Here is an 18,018-nt window from a genome sequence, read left to right on the forward strand (position 1 = left end):
TGGGTCGAAGCCATCCCTTATCATTGTTTCATCGTACAAAATGTTCCACGTGGAACACCTCATATAAGAGGAGACTTCAATGGCATTCCTGCTTTTCTCGGATAATTGCGTGGAGTAGGTCCCGTTTTCTTGATTAGTACCATGTGTCGGGACGACTCTTCCACCGGAAGCTCGAAATGATGCGTCTGAACCACCTGTCCGTGGAGTTCCCGAAGACTGCGTTTAGCTTCCTGCAATTCAGCCTGCACATCCTGCCCTTTCATAGCCGCGAACATACCGTTGGTCCGGGCAAAGGGCAAACAAAACTCATTTAATACAGCCAATTTGGCAACCGCTCTTGCTGTGACCAAATCGTAACGATCGCGATGCTCGGGAAGTCTGGAAATATCCTCGGCACGCCCATGAACGCAATGAACATCGGTCAATCCTAGTGAACCTGTAAGATGCTTCAGAAACTGAATGCGTTTATTCAATGAATCGACAATCGTCACCTTCAAATGAGGGAAAGCAATTTTTAAAGGAACGCTGGGGAAACCGGCCCCTGAGCCGATATCCGCCAGCGTAGCAATGTCGTTCATCGAAACAAAAAATGATAAAGAGAGAGAATCATAAAAATGTTTGATATAAACTTGTTCTCTCTCCGTAATGCCGGTCAAATTCATTCGCTCGTTCCAATCGATCAATTCCCGATAATACACCTCAAATTGATGCAGTTGATCATCGGACAGCGTAATGCCTTTAGCCATTAACAAATCAACAAAATGCAATTGAACTTGATCTTGTACGGTCATCGTTACCCTCTAGATGCAATGACTTTATTATAATGTTCCAAATGCACCAGCAAAATGGAAATATCGGCCGGTGTCACCCCGGATATACGGGATGCTTGACCGATTGATATCGGACGGATTTTAGCAAGCTTTTGCTTCGCTTCCGTTGCAATTCCATGAATATCTTCGTAGACGATATCGTCAGGAATACGCTTCTTCTCCATTTTACGAAGCCGTTCGACTTGTGCAAGCTGCTTCTCAATATAGCCGCTGTATTTGACCTGAATCTCTACCTGCTCCTTCATATCTTCCGTGAGCTCGACCGGAGACGGTGAAATCGAATGAATATGATCGTAAGTAATCTCAGGACGGCGAAGCAACGACAGCAAGTCGACCGAATTGTTTAATTCCGCGCTTCCCAGAGATTGCAACAATTGTTGAACCTCAGGGGTCGGCTTCGTTTTCGTCATTTTCAAACGTTCGATTTCTTCATTGACCCGCGCTACTTTGTCCAAATAACGTTGGTAGCGACCTTCCGGAATCAGCCCGATATCGTAACCGATTTGGGTTAACCGCAGGTCCGCATTATCATGGCGAAGCAGCAAGCGGTACTCCGCACGCGACGTTAACAGCCGATACGGCTCGCTCGTCCCCTTCGTCACGAGATCATCGATCAGAACGCCAATATAAGCTTCCGAGCGGTCCAAGATGACGGGTTCTTTGCCAAGCACCTTGCGCGCAGCATTAATTCCCGCCATAATCCCTTGTCCAGCCGCTTCTTCATAACCCGATGTTCCGTTAATTTGACCCGCTGTAAAGAGGTTTTCCACCACCTTGGTTTCCAAGGAAGGCATCAACTGCGTCGGTATTACGGCGTCATACTCGATCGCATAGCCGGTACGCATCATCTCCACCTTCTCAAGTCCCGGAATCGAGCGCAAAATGCTGAGCTGCACGTCCTCCGGCATACTTGTGGAGAGGCCTTGCACATAATATTCCTTCGTATTGCGCCCTTCCGGCTCCAAGAAAATCTGATGCTTCGGCTTATCGCTGAACCGAACGATTTTATCTTCGATCGACGGGCAATAACGCGGGCCCGTTCCCTCGATTGCCCCCGAGAACATAGGAGCCCGGTGCAAATTATCATTTATAATTTGATGCGTTTGTTCCGACGTGTAAGTAAGCCAGCATGGCAGCTGGTTCGGAACTTCCTCCGTCGTATCGTAGGAGAAAAACTTCGGTTTCTCATCCCCGGGTTGAATCGTCGTCTTCGAGAAGTCGATCGTATCTTCATGCACCCGCGGCGGTGTTCCGGTTTTGAAACGAACAAGCTCCAGGCCGTGCTTTCGCAAATCCTCCGACAGCTTCACAGCCGGCTGCTGATTGTTCGGACCGGATTCGTACATCAGTTCGCCCATAATGATCTTGCCGCGCAAATAAGTACCGGTCGTCAGCACAACCGCTTTGCCGTAATACGCCGCTCCCGTTTTCGTAACAACGCCTTTACATACGCCATCCTCAACAATCAGTGTTTCGACCATGCCTTGACGAAGCGTCAAATGATCGGTTTTCTCGATCGTTTCCTTCATCGTATGCTGGTACAGAAACTTATCGGCCTGTGCGCGCAGCGCGTGAACCGCAGGTCCCTTGCCTGTATTCAACATCCGCAGTTGAATATACGTCTTGTCGATGTTGCGCCCCATCTCTCCGCCCAGCGCATCGATTTCACGTACGACATGTCCTTTCGCCGGTCCTCCGATCGACGGATTGCACGGCATAAACGCAACCATATCCAAATTAATCGTCAAAAGCAAAGTTTCGCAGCCCATTCGTGCGGCGGCTAGCGCCGCTTCGCATCCGGCATGACCGGCACCGATAACAATAACATCATACTGACCTGCTGTGTAACTCATGCTGACTACCCCCTAACATTACTTATATTATTTCCCTAAGCAAAACTGTGAAAAAATTTGGTCGATCAGTGATTCGCTAACCGAATCCCCGATAATTTCACCGAGATGTTCCCATGCATTGCGGATGTCGATTTGGATCATATCGATCGGCACGAACGACTCGGCCGCTCCATAGGCTTCGGTTAAAGCCGCCTTGGCCAGCTTTAATAAATGAATATGCCGTGCGTTGCTGACGTACGTCAAATCGCTCGATTCGATCTGCCCGCTGAAAAACAAACCTCCGATCGCCTTCTCCAAATCGCTCACACCCTGATGCTCTAGCAGCGACATCCTGACTACACGCTCTTCCCCGAAAGCGTCGATGAGCACCTGCTCATCCAGACGCTGATCCAGGTCCAATTTATTAATAATGGCGATCACCTGCCGACCGGACAATTCCTCGATCATCGCCCGCTCTTCCGGCACCAGCTCTTCCGCACCGTTAAACACCAACAGGATCAAATCCGCATCGCCCAGCGCCTGGCGTGATTTCTCTACCCCGATCTTCTCGACAATATCGCTTGTCTCCCGGATGCCTGCGGTGTCAAGCAGCTTCAACGGAATGCCGTTCACGTGCACATATTCTTCCACCACATCGCGCGTCGTACCGGCGATATCGGTTACGATGGCGCGTTCTTCTTGTGCCAGCGTATTTAAAAGCGATGACTTCCCGACATTAGGACGCCCAATAATGGCGGTCGTCAGCCCTTCGCGCAATATTTTTCCCTGCTGCGCCGAAGCGAGAAGCCGCTCAATATCGTCTAACGCTTCCGTACATTTCGTTTTGATGAAAGCGTTGGTCAGCTCTTCCACATCGTGTTCAGGATAATCGATATTCACTTCGATATGCGCCATCAACTCGACGAGACGGTGGCGGAGCTCCTTGATCCGTTTGGACAAGCTCCCCTCCGACTGCTTCAATGCGATCTTGAACGCCCGATCCGACTTCGCTCTAATGAGATCGATAACCGCTTCCGCCTGAGACAAGTCGATGCGCCCGTTCAGGAACGCCCGTTTCGTAAACTCGCCCGGCTCGGCCAATCTAGCGCCGTTCTCCAGCAGCAAATCGAGCACCTTGCGCACCGAGACGAAGCCGCCGTGGCAGCTGATCTCCACAACATCTTCCTTGGTAAAGGAACGCGGTGCCCGCATCACGGTAACGAGCACTTCTTCTATACGGGCCCCGCTCTCCGGTTCCCGAATGTGCCCGTAATGCACCGTATGCGTCGCAACGTCCGCCAGCTTTGACTTTCCGCTATAAACACGGTCGCTGATAGCAACGGCTTCGTCTCCGCTCACCCGGATAACCGCAATGCCTCCCTCACCCGAGGGCGTAGCGATCGCCGCTATGGTGTCCTGCATCATGTAAACCACACCTCATTCTTCAAACTTGCATATAACCTGATGCCAAGTATAAGTATGAACATTCATACTTCTTATCAGCTAAAGAAAAAGCAATGAGGTCATTCGAACATGACGTCATTGCAGCATAATTCAACGTAATACGATAACGACGCGACGATTCGGTTCGTCGCCGCGGCTAAATGTCCGCACTTTCGGATGTTGTTGCAGTTGGGCGTGGATGACCTTGCGCTCCTGAGGAGGCATCGGCTCCAACACCACTTCCTTCTTCGTTCGAATGACCCGTTCGGCCAAACGATTAGCCAGCTCCCGCAGCGTCTTCTTCCTGCGTTCGCGGAACTGTTCGGCGTCCAGAACGACGCGCAGATGATGATCGGAATAACGATTGGCGACGATATTTACCAAATACTGAAGCGCATCCAGCGTTTGTCCCCGTCGACCGATCAGCATGCCAAGCTCTGCGCCGTGCATATGCAGCTCGAACCCATCCTTATCCTCTTTTTGCTCGATGCGTACATCAAGCTGCATCGTGCGAAGCACATCCTGCAAGAACAAGACAGCCTCTTCCATGGCATCGGGCAGCAGCTCCAGCTCTACCTTGGCATCACGCGCGCCAATCAGTCCGAACAACCCTTTGGCGGGCTGCTCCAGAACGTGAACCTTAACCCGATTTTCGGTTGTGCGGAGCTGCTCCAATCCGCTTGTAACAGCGATATCGATCGTTTTACCCGTTACCACGATTTTTTTCATCTCATCCGGCCACCCTTATTTTTTAGATCCGCCTGAACTCGGTTTCAACTCTGCAGAGTTTGCGCCTTTGCTGGGTTTTCCATAAATAAAATAAGTTTGTACAACGGTGAACAGGTTGCTGTATACCCAATACAGCGGAAGCGCCGATGCGAAATTCATCGCCATGACGAAGATCAACACCGGGAAGATAAACATCAAGCTCTGCATCTGCGGAGTCATTTGGGAGGACATCATCTTTTGCTGCAGGTAAGTCGTCAACGCAGCAAGAATCGGCAAAATGTAATATGGGTCCTTCTGTCCAAGCTGCATCCACAGGAACGAATGCGAGCCGATTTCAGGATTCCGCATAATCGCGTTGTACAGAGCGATCAGAATCGGCATTTGCACCAGAATCGGGAAGCAGCCCGCAAGCGGGTTGACGCCTTCCTTCTGGAACAGCTTCATCGTCTCTTCCTGAACTTTCTTCGGGTCGTCCTTATATTTAGCCTGAAGCTTCTTCAGCTCCGGTTGAACTTCCTGCATCCGTTTGGAGCTCTTATACTGCTTGAGCGTCAACGGCAATATGATCAATCGAATAATGATCGTCACGACGAGAATCGATAGACCGTATGATCCTCCCATCAGATCAGCGAACCAATCGAGCGTATCCGACAGCGGACCTACGAAATACTTGTCCCAAAATTTAGTGCGATCGAGCTGTGCATTCGCCGGGCTACACCCCGCCAGCAGCAGCAATGCCGTTAGAGGCATATATTTCAAAAGTCGACGCGTCAAAAGAACATCCTCCCAGCTTCATCTTTTCCAATAATAAACTATATCATATCTTCGGACACAAAGAAACTAATCCGCTTGTTTCGGTTCCCCATTGCGGCGAAGCAGAGAGGCTCTCTTCAGCACGTGAAATACGCTCTTTTCGATCTCGCGATACGACATCTCCACAACCGGCTTGCGCGCGATCAAGATCAGATCGTACCCTCCGGGAATTTTGGGCGCGTTCAGGCGGATAATTTCCTTCAATACGCGCCGGATCCGATTCCGGACGACCGCATTGCCCAGCTTCTTGCTCACGGATACGCCGAGACGGAATGACGCTTGCTGAGGCTGCGCTTTATAATATAGAACGAATTGATGATTCGCCGACGATTTCCCGTGTTTGTACACTTTATCGAAATATTCTCTTTTGGTCAGACGATTTTTCTTTTCCATCGAACATCTCTCCATTTAACGGTTACGGCCGCCTAAGCTTGTCATCATCGTTCCCTAGCCGGGTCTTCTCCATCATAAACAACAAAAAAGACCACCGGACAGTGGTCTTTCGTCTTATGCGCTTAACACTTTTCTTCCTTTTTGGCGGCGAGCTGCGAGAACTTTGCGTCCATTCTTCGTGCTCATTCTTTTACGGAAGCCATGAACTTTCTTGCGCTTTCTGACGTTCGGCTTAAATGTCGGTCTCATTCGGTCGTGCACCTCCTCAGACAAGGATTATTACCAATCCTCGAAAAATACCTTTCAACATTAAACCACTTTACGCTTCAAAAGTCAACTTAGGGTCGGAAAAAAAGTTATACACAGCTTCAGTAAAAAATTGCCGCGACCCCCCTGTGAATAAAAAAAATCGGATTTTCTCCGAATTTGTCGAATTGCAAACAGGTTATAAACAATATCTTGTGCTGTTGATAACTTTTGTACACAAGGTATAGGGTATGTGGATAAATCGCAACATTCCATTGCGGAGCAGGGTCTTTTTTGTTATCATGAATATGTTTTCTCTTGTGGATACTCTTTATCGACAATAAAGTTATTAACAGCCTGTGGATATCTTTGTGAACAATTTACACGGATTATGTATAATTATAATGTCATAAATCTGTATATTGTGGACAATTCCGACAGCTTTCAATTTTTTTCTACAGCTTCGCCTGTTTCGCAGCAACGGTATTATTCTGAAGGAGTGAATAATTTGTGGAAAGCCATCCTAACGAACAATGGCAGCAAGTCCTTTCCATTTTGCAAAAAAGGGTGAGCAAACCCAGCTACGAAACGTGGCTGATCTCCACAAGGGCCGTCGTCTTTACCGATTCGACCGTCGTCATCTGTACCCCCAACAATTTTGCGCGTGACTGGTTGGAAAACCGGTACACGAAACATATTAAAGAAGCGGTTTACGATTACTCCGGCAAACAAATCGAGCTAAAATTCATTATTGAATCCGATGACGAGCCTGAAGAGTCAGGCGCCCCTTCCACACCTGTCACTCCCGCAGCGAAAGCCAAACCCATCGCCGAAGAGCCGTTTGCTCATATGATGAACCCGAAATATACGTTTGATACGTTCGTCATCGGCGCCGGCAACCGGTTCGCACATGCCGCTTCCCTCGCAGTGGCCGAAGCGCCGGCAAAAGCTTATAATCCGTTGTTCTTGTATGGCGGCGTGGGACTAGGAAAAACGCACTTGATGCACGCCATCGGCCATTACGTACTGGAGCATAATCCGAGCGCACGCGTCATGTACATCTCGTCCGAGAAGTTTACCAACGAGTTCATTAACGCGATCCGCGATAACCGCGGCGAGAGCTTCCGCAACAAGTACCGGAGCATTGACGTGCTCCTTATCGATGATATTCAGTTCCTGGCGGGAAAAGAACAGACGCAGGAAGAATTTTTCCACACGTTTAACGCGCTGCACGAGGAGCGGAAGCAGATCATCATCTCCAGCGATAGGCCGCCTAAAGAAATTCCGACGCTGGAAGAGCGGCTCAGATCCCGGTTCGAATGGGGCTTGATTACGGACATTCAGCCGCCGGATCTGGAGACCCGGATCGCCATTCTTCGTAAGAAGGCTAGAGCGGAGAATCTCGATATTCCGAACGAAGCGATGGTCTACATCGCCAACCAGATCGACACGAATATCCGTGAGCTGGAAGGCGCGTTGATCCGCGTCGTTGCCTATTCTTCGCTGATTAACGAGGACATTACGTCCCATCTGGCCGCTGAGGCGCTGAAGGATATTATCCCCAGCAGCCGGCCTCGAGTCATTACCATACAAGATATCCAGCAGAAGGTCGGCGAGTTTTACGGCTTGAAAATCGAGGATTTCAAAGCGAGGAAACGAACGAAGAGCGTCGCTTTTCCACGGCAAATCGCCATGTATTTAGCCCGCGAAATGACGGATTTCTCTCTGCCTAAGATCGGCGAGGCGTTCGGTGGACGCGACCATACGACCGTCATACACGCCCATGAGAAAATTTCCGAGGCGATCAAAGCCGACCAGGAATTATATAAAATTATTCAGAACCTTACCGAAAAAGTGAAAAACGTGACGTTGTAGACCTTTGATCGTTCCTATTTGTCGATAACTCACACCTGAATAACTTGAAGCCTATGCACAAACTATTCACATGTGGATAGGCTTTCTTTTTGCGTTGTTCACCCACATATCCACATATTCAGGCCCCCTACTACTACAACTAAATAAAAAAAACATGTAAAATAGATAAATACGCCCATTCAGACCATTCTAGAACCTGTAGGAGTGAAACTATGAAATTGACGGTACTGAAAGAATTTTTGAACGAATCCATCCAACATGTAAATAAAGCAATTTCGAATAAGACGACCATTCCCATTCTTACGGGGATCAAAATAGATGTGGATTCATCCGGCATGACGTTAACCGCGAGCGACACCGATATATCGATTCAAAGCTTTATTCCGATGGAAAAGAACGACTTGCAAGTCATCGATCTGAAACAATCGGGAAGCGTCGTGCTGCCTTCCAAATTTTTTGTCGAAATCATTCGAAAGCTGCCGGCGCAGCATGTGGAAATTGAAGTGAAGGAGCAATTTCAGACCATCATTCGTTCCGGTTCGTCTGAAATTCAACTGATGGGCTTGGATCCGGAAGAATATCCGATTATGCCGGGCATCGAAGAAAGCAAACGAATCCAGATTCCGAGCGACGTGCTGAAGACCATGATCAAGCAGACGTCGTTTGCCGTTTCGACAAGCGAGGCGACGCCCATTCTGACGGGAATCCTCTGGACGATCGCCAACGGTAAGCTGAAATTTATCGCTTGTGACCGGCATCGGTTGGCCAGCCGGGAGACGAGTATCGATACCGAGGAAGGATTTGTGTTAAACAACGTAGCCATCTCCGGAAAAACCTTAAACGAGCTGTCCAAAATTTTGCCGGACCAAAATGTTCTTATTGACGTGGTGTTCGCGGATAATCAAGTATTGTTCAAAATGAGCTCGATCCTGTTCTATACCCGCATCCTGGACGGGACATATCCGGATACGTCGAAGCTCATTCCGCAATCGTACCAAACACAGCTCGTGGTGCAGACGGATGATCTTGTCGATGCAATCGACCGCGCCTACCTGCTTTCTCGTGAAGATAAGAGCAACATTGTGAAGCTCGTGATGCGCGACGACCAGACGATCGAAATTTCTTCCAGTTCCTCCGAGCTCGGTAAAGTGACGGAAGACTTGACGACGATCCGTTTGACCGGCGAGCTGCTGCGGATTTCCTTTAACTCCAAATACATGCTCGATGCGCTTAAAGTGATGGACAGCGAACAAATTCATATCGGCTTTACGGGAGCCATGCAGCCGATCATCATCCGGCCGGACGAGAACGCATCGCTGCTGCAGCTCATTTTGCCGTATCGGACAACCGGCTAAAACGAAGGGACGACGGATCCATGAAACCAATTTCAATCCACACCGACTATATAACACTCGGACAATTTCTGAAGCTCTCGGATTGCATATCCACAGGTGGACAAGCCAAAAGCTTTCTGCAGGAAACCCCCATTACGATCAACGACGAGCCGGACAACCGCCGCGGGCGCAAGCTCGTCGCAGGCGATATCGTCAAAGTCCAGGGCTGCGGCGAATTTCAAGTCGTGAAGGGGTCCTAGGGAGGAGCCATTTTGCAATTAAAAACGTTGTCTGTCCAGCACTACCGCAACTACGAGCATATCGAATTCGCTACGGATCACATGGTGAACATCATTGTCGGCCCGAATGCGCAGGGCAAAACAAATTTGCTGGAATCGATCTTCGTTCTCGCTTTAACCAAATCCCACCGGACCAACCAAGACAAGGAATTGATCCGGTGGAACGAGAAAGCTGCCCTGCTGCATGCCGAGGTCGAGAAAAAGTACGGTACGTTCCAGCTTGATCTGACCATATCCCAGCAGGGCAAGCGTGCGAAGGTGAATGGGCTCGAGCAGCGCAAGCTGAGCAATTTCATCGGCTCCTTGAACGTGGTCATGTTCGCCCCCGAAGATCTTGAAATTGTAAAAGGTTCGCCGGGCGTGCGCCGCCGCTTTCTCGACATGGAAATCGGCCAAGTGCATCCGGCCTATTTGTACGACTTGTCCCAATACAACAAAATTTTAGTGCAGCGGAACAATTATCTGAAACAAATGTTCGGTTTTTCGGGTAAATTACCGTTATTGGACGTCTGGAACGAACAATTGGCGCAATTTGGTACTAAAATTATTAAAAAACGTCAAAGCTTTATAAAAAAGCTGCAAATCTGGGCCGAGAAGATTCATGCCGGCATCACGAACGGACAAGAACGGCTAAAAATCGCTTACGACAGCTCGCTGTCTTTAGCCGAAGACCAAGAAGAAGCTGTTTTATTTGACCATTTTATGATAAAGTTATCACAGACCAAAGATCAGGAATTGCGTCGCGGCGTCACCTTGGTCGGCCCGCATCGCGACGATTTGCGCTTTTATATCAACGATAAGGAAGTGCAAACGTTCGGTTCGCAAGGACAACAGCGAACGACGGCATTATCTTTGAAGCTGGCGGAGATAGAGCTCATTTGCGAAGAAGTGGGTGAATATCCGTTGTTGCTGCTGGATGATGTCCTGTCGGAGCTCGACCGGTACCGGCAGACGCAGTTGATCGAGACGTTTCAGCGCAAGGTGCAAACGTTTATTACAACGACCGGAATTGAAAGTATAGATTTGTCAAAACTGGGAAGTGCTTCCGTAATTCATGTTCGGGATGGGAGCTTCATATAGATCGATTTGCCGATAAGGAGTGGGATTCCTATGTTCATCCATCTGGGCGGAGAAAAGATTATCCGCGCATCGGAATTAATCGCCATTTTTGACTTATCCATTGAGAAATCATCCAAAGTATCGAAACAATTCGTGACCTACGCCAGCAAGGAGAAGCGCGTCGAAGTGATCGGCGAGGAAGAGAGCAAATCGCTCGTTGTGACGCAATCGAAGGTATATTATTCGCCGATTTCGTCGATGACGTTGAAGAAGCGGGCGCACCAATTGTTAACGACGTAGGTTCGCAGTTCAAGAAAAACGCAGTTTCAAGATTTTTTATCATGGAAAAGTGGGTGTCTGCATGTCTGTAAATCCGGGTACAGCCTATGATGAGAGTCAGATTCAGGTGCTTGAAGGTCTTGAAGCGGTACGCAAAAGACCAGGGATGTATATCGGGTCAACAAGCGCTCGAGGTCTTCACCATCTGGTATGGGAAGTCGTCGATAATAGTATAGACGAAGCGTTGGCCGGCTATTGCACGAAAATCGAAGTTATCGTACATCAAGACAACAGCGTCACCGTCATCGATAACGGGCGCGGCATTCCGGTCGGCGAACATCCGAAGATGAAGCGGTCGACCTTGGAGGTCGTGCTTACCGTGCTTCATGCGGGCGGAAAGTTCGGCGGCGAAGGCTATAAGGTGTCGGGCGGTTTGCACGGCGTCGGCGTATCGGTCGTTAACGCTTTATCCAAGAAGCTCGTCGTGCAAGTTAAACGCGAAGGCATAATTTACGAGCAGGAATATCACCGCGGCGTTCCGCAGCAAGATCTGCAAGTGATCGGGGAAACGAGCGAGAGCGGGACACAGGTTACGTTCTGGCCGGACGAAGAAATATTCACCGAAACAAGAGAGTTCGATTTCGATACGCTGCAATCGCGTATTCGCGAACTCGCATTTTTGAACCGCGGCATTGAGATTATTCTTCGCGATGAGCGTACGGACGTCTCCCATACTTTCAAGTACGAAGGCGGGATTATTTCTTTCGTCGAATATTTGAACCGTACACGGGAAGCGCTCCATCAGCCTCCGATTTTTGTCGAGGGTGACAAAGACAATATCCATGTGGAAGTCGCTTTGCAGTATAACGACAGCTACTCGGAAAATATATATTCGTTTGCCAACAACATTAATACACATGAAGGCGGTACGCATGAATCCGGCTTCAAGAGCGCCTTAACCCGTATTCTCAACGACTATGCGCGCAAGAATAACGCCATTAAAGAAAGTGATGCGAATTTGTCAGGCGATGATGTGCGTGAAGGACTGACGGCTATTATTTCGGTCAAAATTCCGGAGCCGCAGTTCGAAGGCCAGACAAAGACAAAACTCGGCAACAGTGAAGTTCGGGGGATCGTGGAATCCCTTTTCGCTGAGAAATTCCAAGAGTTTATGGATGAGAACCCGGCCATCGCGAAGAAAATCGTGGAGAAAGGCCTGCAAGCCCAACGCGCCCGCGAAGCGGCTCGTAAAGCCCGTGAACTTACGCGGCGGAAGAGTGCGCTCGAAGTCAGCTCGCTGCCGGGCAAGCTTGCCGATTGTTCGTCCAAGGACGCCTCCATCAGCGAAGTGTATATCGTCGAAGGGGACTCTGCCGGCGGATCCGCCAAGCAGGGCCGCGACCGTCATTTCCAAGCGATTTTGCCGCTTCGCGGTAAAATTTTGAACGTAGAGAAGTCTCGTCTCGATAAAATTTTGTCCAATGCCGAAATTCGCGCGATCATAACAGCGCTCGGCACGGGTATCGGTGACGATTTTGACATTGCCAAAGCGCGTTACCATAAGATCATCATCATGACGGACGCCGACGTCGACGGCGCGCACATTCGTACGCTGCTGCTGACCTTCTTCTACCGCTACATGAGGAAAATTATCGAGGCCGGTTACGTTTATATCGCTCAACCGCCGCTGTACAAGCTGGAGCGCAATAAGACCATTCGTTATGCCTATAACGATCGTCAACGGGAAATGATTATGGCGGAATTCGGCGAGGGAGCCAAAGTCAACGTTCAGCGTTATAAAGGTCTCGGGGAGATGAATCCGGGCCAGCTGTGGGAAACGACGATGGACCCGGAAAGCCGCACACTGCTGCAGGTTAGCATCCAGGATGCTATCGAAGCGGACGTCGTGTTCGATACGCTGATGGGCGACAACGTCGAGCCTCGCCGTGATTTTATACAGCAGCATGCGAAGTATGTCAAAAATCTGGACATCTAATTCGTATAAGTGGTGGCTATGCTTAGGAGATATGGCCTGCTGTGGCTGATTTCAATCTTGTCCGTTCTATTCTTGGCGCCCGGGTTCGTTCACTCGGGCGGTCCCTCAGTTTATTACACCGATAAGGTGGCTGTTTTAGCCTATCATCATATCGATGACGATCAACGCGGCGATGTGACCATTACGTCCAAACGGTTCCGCGAGCAGCTTCGCGATTTGAGGAATCGAGGATATCATTTCATAACGCTAAGAGAGTTTCGCTCCTTCATGAAGGGGGGCTCCATACCACCGAATTCGGTCTTGGTTACCTTTGACGACGGTTATGAGAGCTTTTATACGAAAGCCTTTCCCATTCTTAAAGAAATGCGCGTTCCGGCCGTTAATTTTGTCATTACGGAAGATTTGGATCATCCGGACCGGACGTTAATTCCAACGCTCTCTCGCGAGCAAATACGGCGAATGATCAGCGAAATGAAAGAGATCGAAGTTGAATGCCACTCGGACAGCCTCCACGGCCGTACGCCGGACGGCGGGCCTTTGTTGACGACGAAGCTGCCGCTCGCCGAGGGCGGCTTTGAGTCGGACGAACAGTTCGAGCGCAGAATTGTCAGCGATACGCGGCGCAGCCTGGACAAGCTGAGCACGTTGAATGACGGCCCGATCGATGCCTATGCCTACCCGTTCGGGGCCTATAACCTTCGTTCGATCGAGCTATTGCGACAAGCCGGCATTCAATATGCATTTACGACGCAAAGCGGCATGGCCGAACGGGGGAACGACCCGTTCCAAATTCCGAGAATCAATGCAGGAAGTCCTTACGTTCGGATGAACTCATTAAATAATATGATTATACACAAGCTTTATCGGGTCTCGCCCTGACACCAAATCATTATCACCAAGCGGTTGCCCCGTAAAATTTGTAGGAGGTACACATGTCGGAAGAACCTCGTTCGCAGATTAAAGAAATCGATATCGGCTCTGAGATGCGCACGTCCTTTATGGATTATGCGATGAGCATTATCGTCAGCCGGGCGTTACCTGACGTTCGGGACGGACTAAAGCCGGTTCATCGTCGTATTTTGTATGCGATGTCGGAGCTTGGAATGTCGCCTGACAAGCCGTATAAAAAATCGGCGCGGATTGTCGGCGAAGTCATCGGTAAATATCACCCGCACGGCGATTCGGCCGTATATGAGACGATGGTCCGGATGGCTCAGGACTTCTCCCTCCGTTATATGCTCGTCGACGGTCACGGGAACTTTGGTTCCATTGACGGCGACGCAGCGGCGGCTATGCGTTACACCGAAGCCCGTTTGTCCAAAATCGCGATGGAGCTTCTGCGCGATATCAATAAAGAGACGATTGATTTTGTTCCCAACTACGACGGCGAAGAGAGTGAACCGGCCGTATTGCCGGCCCGTTTCCCGAACCTGCTCGTCAACGGGCTGTCCGGAATTGCCGTCGGCATGGCCACTAATATTCCGCCGCACAATTTGACTGAAGTCATTAACGGCGTACAGCAGCTGATCGAGAATCCGGATATCAGTCCGCTTGATTTGATGCAGTCCATCAAAGGACCGGACTTCCCTACCGGCGGTTTCATCCTGGGCCGAGAAGGAATACGTCAAGCGTATGCGACAGGTCGCGGATCCGTGACGATGCGTGCGAAAGCGACGATTGAAGAATCGGGCAATAAAGCGCGCATTATCGTGTACGAACTGCCGTATCAAGTGAACAAAGCGCGCTTGATCGAGAAAATCGCAGAGCTCGTCCGCGAGAAGAAAATCGATGGCATCACCGACCTTCGCGACGAATCTGACCGCAATGGTATGCGTATTGTGATCGAGCTGCGTCGCGACGTCAATCCGAATGTCGTGTTGAACAACCTGTACAAACAAACCGCGATGCAGTCCAACTTCGGGATTATTATGCTGGCCCTGGTTAACGGCGAACCAAAAGTGCTTAATCTGCGGGACATGTTGTTCCACTATCTCGAGCACCAGAAAGTGGTTATTCGCCGCAGGACGGAATACGATTTGCGCAAAGCGGAAGCTCGCGCGTATATTCTGGAAGGACTGCGAATCGCGCTTGACCATCTGGACGAAGTCATTGCTTTGATTCGTGCTTCCCGTACGACCGATCAAGCGCGCGAAGGCTTGATGAACCGATTCGGATTGAGCCACGATCAAGCGCAAGCGATTTTGGATATGCGTTTACAGCGCTTGACTGGTTTGGAGCGCGAGAAAATCGAAGAAGAATACGCCGAGCTCCTGAAGAAAATTGCCGAGTATAAAGCAATTTTGGCCAATGAGAAGCTTGTGCTCGAAATCATCAGCAACGAGTTGAACGAAATCAAAGATAAATATGGCGATGACCGCCGCTCGGAAATTACGATCGGCGAAGAAAGCATCGAGGATGAGGATTTGATTCCGCAAACCGATGTCGTCATTACCATTACCCATACGGGTTATATTAAGCGACTCCCGGTTTCCACCTATCGCAGTCAGCGTCGAGGAGGTAAAGGAGTCATCGGGATGGATACGAAAGACAATGATTTTGTGGAGCATTTGTTCGTAACCAACTCTCACCACTACCTCATGTTCTTTACGGACAAAGGCAAGGTGTACCGGTTGAAGGCGTACGAAATTCCGGATCTTAGCCGTACGGCCCGCGGAACACCGATTATTAACCTGATTCAAATCGAACAGGGCGAGACGGTCAATGCCGTAATTCCGGTTGAAAGCTTTGACTCGGACAAATACCTGTTCTTCGCTACGAAGAACGGTCTTGTGAAGAAGACCCCGCTCGACGATTACGGCAATATTCGTAAAGTCGGCTTAATAGCAATAACGCTTCGCGAGGATGACGATTTGATCGGCGTTCGTCTGACGGATGGCAATCAATCGATCATCTTGGGTACGAAGCAAGGCATGTCCATTCACTTTCCGGAACAAGAAGTGCGTGCAATGGGACGATCTGCAACCGGGGTGAAAGGCATCCAGCTCGACGAAGACGACGTTGTGATCGATATGGACGTCGTTCAAGAAGACAACAGCGTTTTGATCGTAACTTCAAAAGGTTACGGCAAGAGGACGCCGGTTTCCGAGTACCGACTGCAATCTCGCGGCGGTAAAGGGATTAAGACGCTCAATGTAACGCCGAAGAACGGCCCTATCGTCGGTTTGAAGGTCGTTCAGGATGAGGAGGACCTCATGATCATTACCGCGCTGGGAACCGTTATACGTACCAGCATGGCGGGCATATCATTAATGGGTCGCAATACACAAGGGGTTAGATTGATTAATATTCGCGATGAAGACGAAGTATCGACCGTCGCTCGGGTAGATAAGAGCGATGAAGTCTCTGAAGACGAGGATCAAGACGACGCCTTTAGCGAAGAAACGCCAAATGGGCCGGCTTCAGGTTCGGAAGGTACGGCCGAGGAATAAACGCTGCCACTATATTTTTACTCTTGCAAAGAATGGGGGCTTACATCCCCATTCTTTTTCGCTTATAATTACAGACATGGGTCTAAAGTATGATTTTTCCATACAAGGGTTAACCCAATGAAGCCAACTTGAAATTAAGGTGAGGGGATCCAATATGGCGACAGTTCCCGTGTCTCAGCTTAAAACCGGTGAGAAAATCAGCGAGAATGTGCTGACCAAGTTTAATAATGTTTTGTTTGCCAAGGGCAAAGTCGTGACGGAACGCGATATTGAAATATTAAAAGCGTTCTTAATTCCTTCCGTACAAATCGAACCTAAACATGCGGAAATCGAAAGCATGGGCGAAGATCCGTTCGCGGAAGAATCGAATAACAGCATTTTGCCGTTCTATGAGAACTACGATAAGATGCTGCAGCTGCTTCGCCGTGTTTTTAAAGTGGCCAACGCTGGCGGGCAAAATCTGCCGATTCTGGAGATCCGGACGACGTTGGAGGGTCTTATTAAACATATCGATTCCTACAACATTTTGACCTTTAGTCCCAAATCGTTTCAATTGCGTGATTTCATTCTTCACAACAGCATTATGGTCAGCTTGACGTCTTACTCTTTAGCCAAGTGGGCCGGAATGCAGGCCAAAGATCTGATGCCCGTCGCTTTGGGCGGATTGCTGCATGATATCGGAACGGCCAAGGTCGATGACGGAATTTTGTTTAAGCCAATGAAATTGAACAATGATGAATCCGAAGAAATAAAAAACATACGATCATCGGATACAATCTTCTCAAGACCGTTCCTGCGATTAACGAAGGGGTGAAGCTTTGCGCTTTACAGCATCACGAGCGCGAGGACGGTTCCGGCTATCCGCTTGCCATACGCGGTGACAAGATTCACAGTTACTCGAAGCTTGTTGCCGTTACGGATATGTTCCATGCCATGACGACCGACCGGTTTCACAAAAAAGGCATATCCCCTTACCTGGTTCTGGAACAGCTGCAGAATGAAGCTTTTGGCAAGCTGGATCCCGCCATGGTTCAGACGTTCATTACCAAGGTAACCTCGTTCCATAACGGAACGCTCGTGAAGCTGAGCGATAACCGTATCGGTGAAATTGTCTTTTCTGACCGGTCTCATCCGACAAGACCTTGGGTGAATGTGAACGGCAAAATTGTTAATTTGACAATCGAGCGCAGCTTGTACATTGAAGACGTTATTCAGAAGTAAGTAAAGTATAGCTTTCCTAAAGGACATGAAAAAAAGTCCGGTTAAGATGCTTGACTTAAGGAAATGGTTCATGATATATTAGTCTTCGCTGCTTCGGCGGCGAGGACTTTTTAGTTGAAACGCACTGTTGTTTCTCAGGTTTCGAAAAAAAAGTACTTGCAATCGAATAGGCAAATGTGATATATTGAAGAAGTCGCCGCTAAACAAGGCGGACGAATTG

General features: G+C 49.3%; 15 protein-coding genes and 1 pseudogene. 9 read left to right on the forward strand and 7 right to left on the reverse strand.

Features of this window, described 5'->3' with window-relative positions:
* Positions 1 to 59 precede the first annotated feature (59 nt).
* The 7 genes from rsmG to rpmH form a co-directional block, all read right to left on the reverse strand.
* Positions 60 to 791, reverse strand: coding sequence for a 16S rRNA (guanine(527)-N(7))-methyltransferase RsmG (rsmG, locus tag JMF85_RS04570; protein ID WP_127605352.1), 732 nt, complete (start codon positions 789 to 791; stop codon positions 60 to 62).
* A gap of 2 nt (positions 792 to 793) precedes the next feature.
* Positions 794 to 2,683 (reverse strand): tRNA uridine-5-carboxymethylaminomethyl(34) synthesis enzyme MnmG, encoded by a 1,890-nt coding sequence (mnmG, locus tag JMF85_RS04575; protein WP_127605354.1) that lies wholly within the window; start codon positions 2,681 to 2,683, stop codon positions 794 to 796.
* Positions 2,684 to 2,710: 27 nt separating this feature from the next.
* The gene (mnmE, locus tag JMF85_RS04580; RefSeq protein ID WP_127605355.1) at positions 2,711 to 4,087 is read right to left on the reverse strand and encodes a tRNA uridine-5-carboxymethylaminomethyl(34) synthesis GTPase MnmE; all 1,377 of its coding nucleotides are present in this window, start codon (positions 4,085 to 4,087) and stop codon (positions 2,711 to 2,713) included.
* Positions 4,088 to 4,216: 129 nt separating this feature from the next.
* On the reverse strand, positions 4,217 to 4,834 hold the full coding sequence (gene jag / locus JMF85_RS04585) for an RNA-binding cell elongation regulator Jag/EloR (protein ID WP_127605357.1): 618 nt from the start codon (positions 4,832 to 4,834) through the stop codon (positions 4,217 to 4,219).
* A 15-nt stretch (positions 4,835 to 4,849) separates the two neighbouring features.
* Positions 4,850 to 5,608, reverse strand: coding sequence for a membrane protein insertase YidC (gene yidC / locus JMF85_RS04590; RefSeq protein ID WP_127605359.1), 759 nt, complete (start codon positions 5,606 to 5,608; stop codon positions 4,850 to 4,852).
* A 66-nt stretch (positions 5,609 to 5,674) separates the two neighbouring features.
* The gene (gene rnpA / locus JMF85_RS04595) at positions 5,675 to 6,040 is read right to left on the reverse strand and encodes a ribonuclease P protein component (RefSeq protein ID WP_054799215.1); all 366 of its coding nucleotides are present in this window, start codon (positions 6,038 to 6,040) and stop codon (positions 5,675 to 5,677) included.
* Between the two features lie 114 nt (positions 6,041 to 6,154).
* Positions 6,155 to 6,289: a 50S ribosomal protein L34 gene (gene rpmH / locus JMF85_RS04600; RefSeq protein WP_054975180.1), complete on the reverse strand. Its 135-nt coding sequence runs from the start codon at positions 6,287 to 6,289 to the stop codon at positions 6,155 to 6,157.
* Positions 6,290 to 6,796: 507 nt separating this feature from the next.
* Here rpmH and dnaA point away from each other — a divergent pair.
* From dnaA to JMF85_RS04645, 9 genes and pseudogenes are all read left to right on the forward strand, one after another.
* Positions 6,797 to 8,161, forward strand: coding sequence for a chromosomal replication initiator protein DnaA (gene dnaA, locus JMF85_RS04605; RefSeq protein ID WP_127605361.1), 1,365 nt, complete (start codon positions 6,797 to 6,799; stop codon positions 8,159 to 8,161).
* A gap of 212 nt (positions 8,162 to 8,373) precedes the next feature.
* A complete protein-coding gene (dnaN, locus tag JMF85_RS04610) occupies positions 8,374 to 9,516 on the forward strand; it encodes a DNA polymerase III subunit beta (protein ID WP_127605363.1) in 1,143 nt (380 codons plus the stop codon).
* Positions 9,517 to 9,536: 20 nt separating this feature from the next.
* Positions 9,537 to 9,755, forward strand: a complete 219-nt coding sequence (gene yaaA, locus JMF85_RS04615) for a S4 domain-containing protein YaaA (protein ID WP_054796099.1) — start codon at positions 9,537 to 9,539, stop codon at positions 9,753 to 9,755.
* Positions 9,756 to 9,767: 12 nt separating this feature from the next.
* Positions 9,768 to 10,874, forward strand: a complete 1,107-nt coding sequence (gene recF, locus JMF85_RS04620; RefSeq protein WP_201317829.1) for a DNA replication/repair protein RecF — start codon at positions 9,768 to 9,770, stop codon at positions 10,872 to 10,874.
* A gap of 30 nt (positions 10,875 to 10,904) precedes the next feature.
* A complete protein-coding gene (remB, locus tag JMF85_RS04625; RefSeq protein WP_054796098.1) occupies positions 10,905 to 11,153 on the forward strand; it encodes an extracellular matrix regulator RemB in 249 nt (82 codons plus the stop codon).
* A gap of 61 nt (positions 11,154 to 11,214) precedes the next feature.
* The gene (gene gyrB / locus JMF85_RS04630) at positions 11,215 to 13,128 is read left to right on the forward strand and encodes a DNA topoisomerase (ATP-hydrolyzing) subunit B (protein WP_127605367.1); all 1,914 of its coding nucleotides are present in this window, start codon (positions 11,215 to 11,217) and stop codon (positions 13,126 to 13,128) included.
* A gap of 18 nt (positions 13,129 to 13,146) precedes the next feature.
* A complete protein-coding gene (locus JMF85_RS04635) occupies positions 13,147 to 14,007 on the forward strand; it encodes a polysaccharide deacetylase family protein (protein WP_155615375.1) in 861 nt (286 codons plus the stop codon).
* A gap of 53 nt (positions 14,008 to 14,060) precedes the next feature.
* Positions 14,061 to 16,577 carry a DNA gyrase subunit A gene (gyrA, locus tag JMF85_RS04640; protein ID WP_201317830.1) on the forward strand — a complete coding sequence of 839 codons (2,517 nt, stop codon included), beginning with the start codon at positions 14,061 to 14,063 and terminating at the stop codon, positions 16,575 to 16,577.
* A 154-nt stretch (positions 16,578 to 16,731) separates the two neighbouring features.
* Positions 16,732 to 17,798 (forward strand): annotated as a pseudogene (locus JMF85_RS04645) (HD-GYP domain-containing protein).
* Positions 17,799 to 18,018: the final 220 nt, after the last annotated feature.

It is taken from the genome of Paenibacillus sp. EPM92 (genome assembly GCF_016586185.1).
In the GTDB taxonomy this organism is placed as follows: domain Bacteria; phylum Bacillota; class Bacilli; order Paenibacillales; family NBRC-103111; genus Paenibacillus_G; species Paenibacillus_G validus.

Excerpts from the sequence above, each read along its gene's own strand:
- rsmG (WP_127605352.1), bottom strand. The coding sequence starts at position 791 with ATGACCGTACAAGATCAAGTTCAATTGCATTTTGTTGATTTGTTAATG.
- mnmG (WP_127605354.1), bottom strand. The coding sequence starts at position 2,683 with ATGAGTTACACAGCAGGTCAGTATGATGTTATTGTTATCGGTGCCGGT.
- mnmE (WP_127605355.1), bottom strand. The coding sequence starts at position 4,087 with ATGATGCAGGACACCATAGCGGCGATCGCTACGCCCTCGGGTGAGGGA.
- jag (WP_127605357.1), bottom strand. The coding sequence starts at position 4,834 with ATGAAAAAAATCGTGGTAACGGGTAAAACGATCGATATCGCTGTTACA.
- rnpA (WP_054799215.1), bottom strand. The coding sequence starts at position 6,040 with ATGGAAAAGAAAAATCGTCTGACCAAAAGAGAATATTTCGATAAAGTG.
- rpmH (WP_054975180.1), bottom strand. The coding sequence starts at position 6,289 with ATGAGACCGACATTTAAGCCGAACGTCAGAAAGCGCAAGAAAGTTCAT.
- dnaN (WP_127605363.1), top strand. The coding sequence starts at position 8,374 with ATGAAATTGACGGTACTGAAAGAATTTTTGAACGAATCCATCCAACAT.
- yaaA (WP_054796099.1), top strand. The coding sequence starts at position 9,537 with ATGAAACCAATTTCAATCCACACCGACTATATAACACTCGGACAATTT.
- remB (WP_054796098.1), top strand. The coding sequence starts at position 10,905 with ATGTTCATCCATCTGGGCGGAGAAAAGATTATCCGCGCATCGGAATTA.
- gyrB (WP_127605367.1), top strand. The coding sequence starts at position 11,215 with ATGTCTGTAAATCCGGGTACAGCCTATGATGAGAGTCAGATTCAGGTG.
- JMF85_RS04635 (WP_155615375.1), top strand. The coding sequence starts at position 13,147 with ATGCTTAGGAGATATGGCCTGCTGTGGCTGATTTCAATCTTGTCCGTT.
- gyrA (WP_201317830.1), top strand. The coding sequence starts at position 14,061 with ATGTCGGAAGAACCTCGTTCGCAGATTAAAGAAATCGATATCGGCTCT.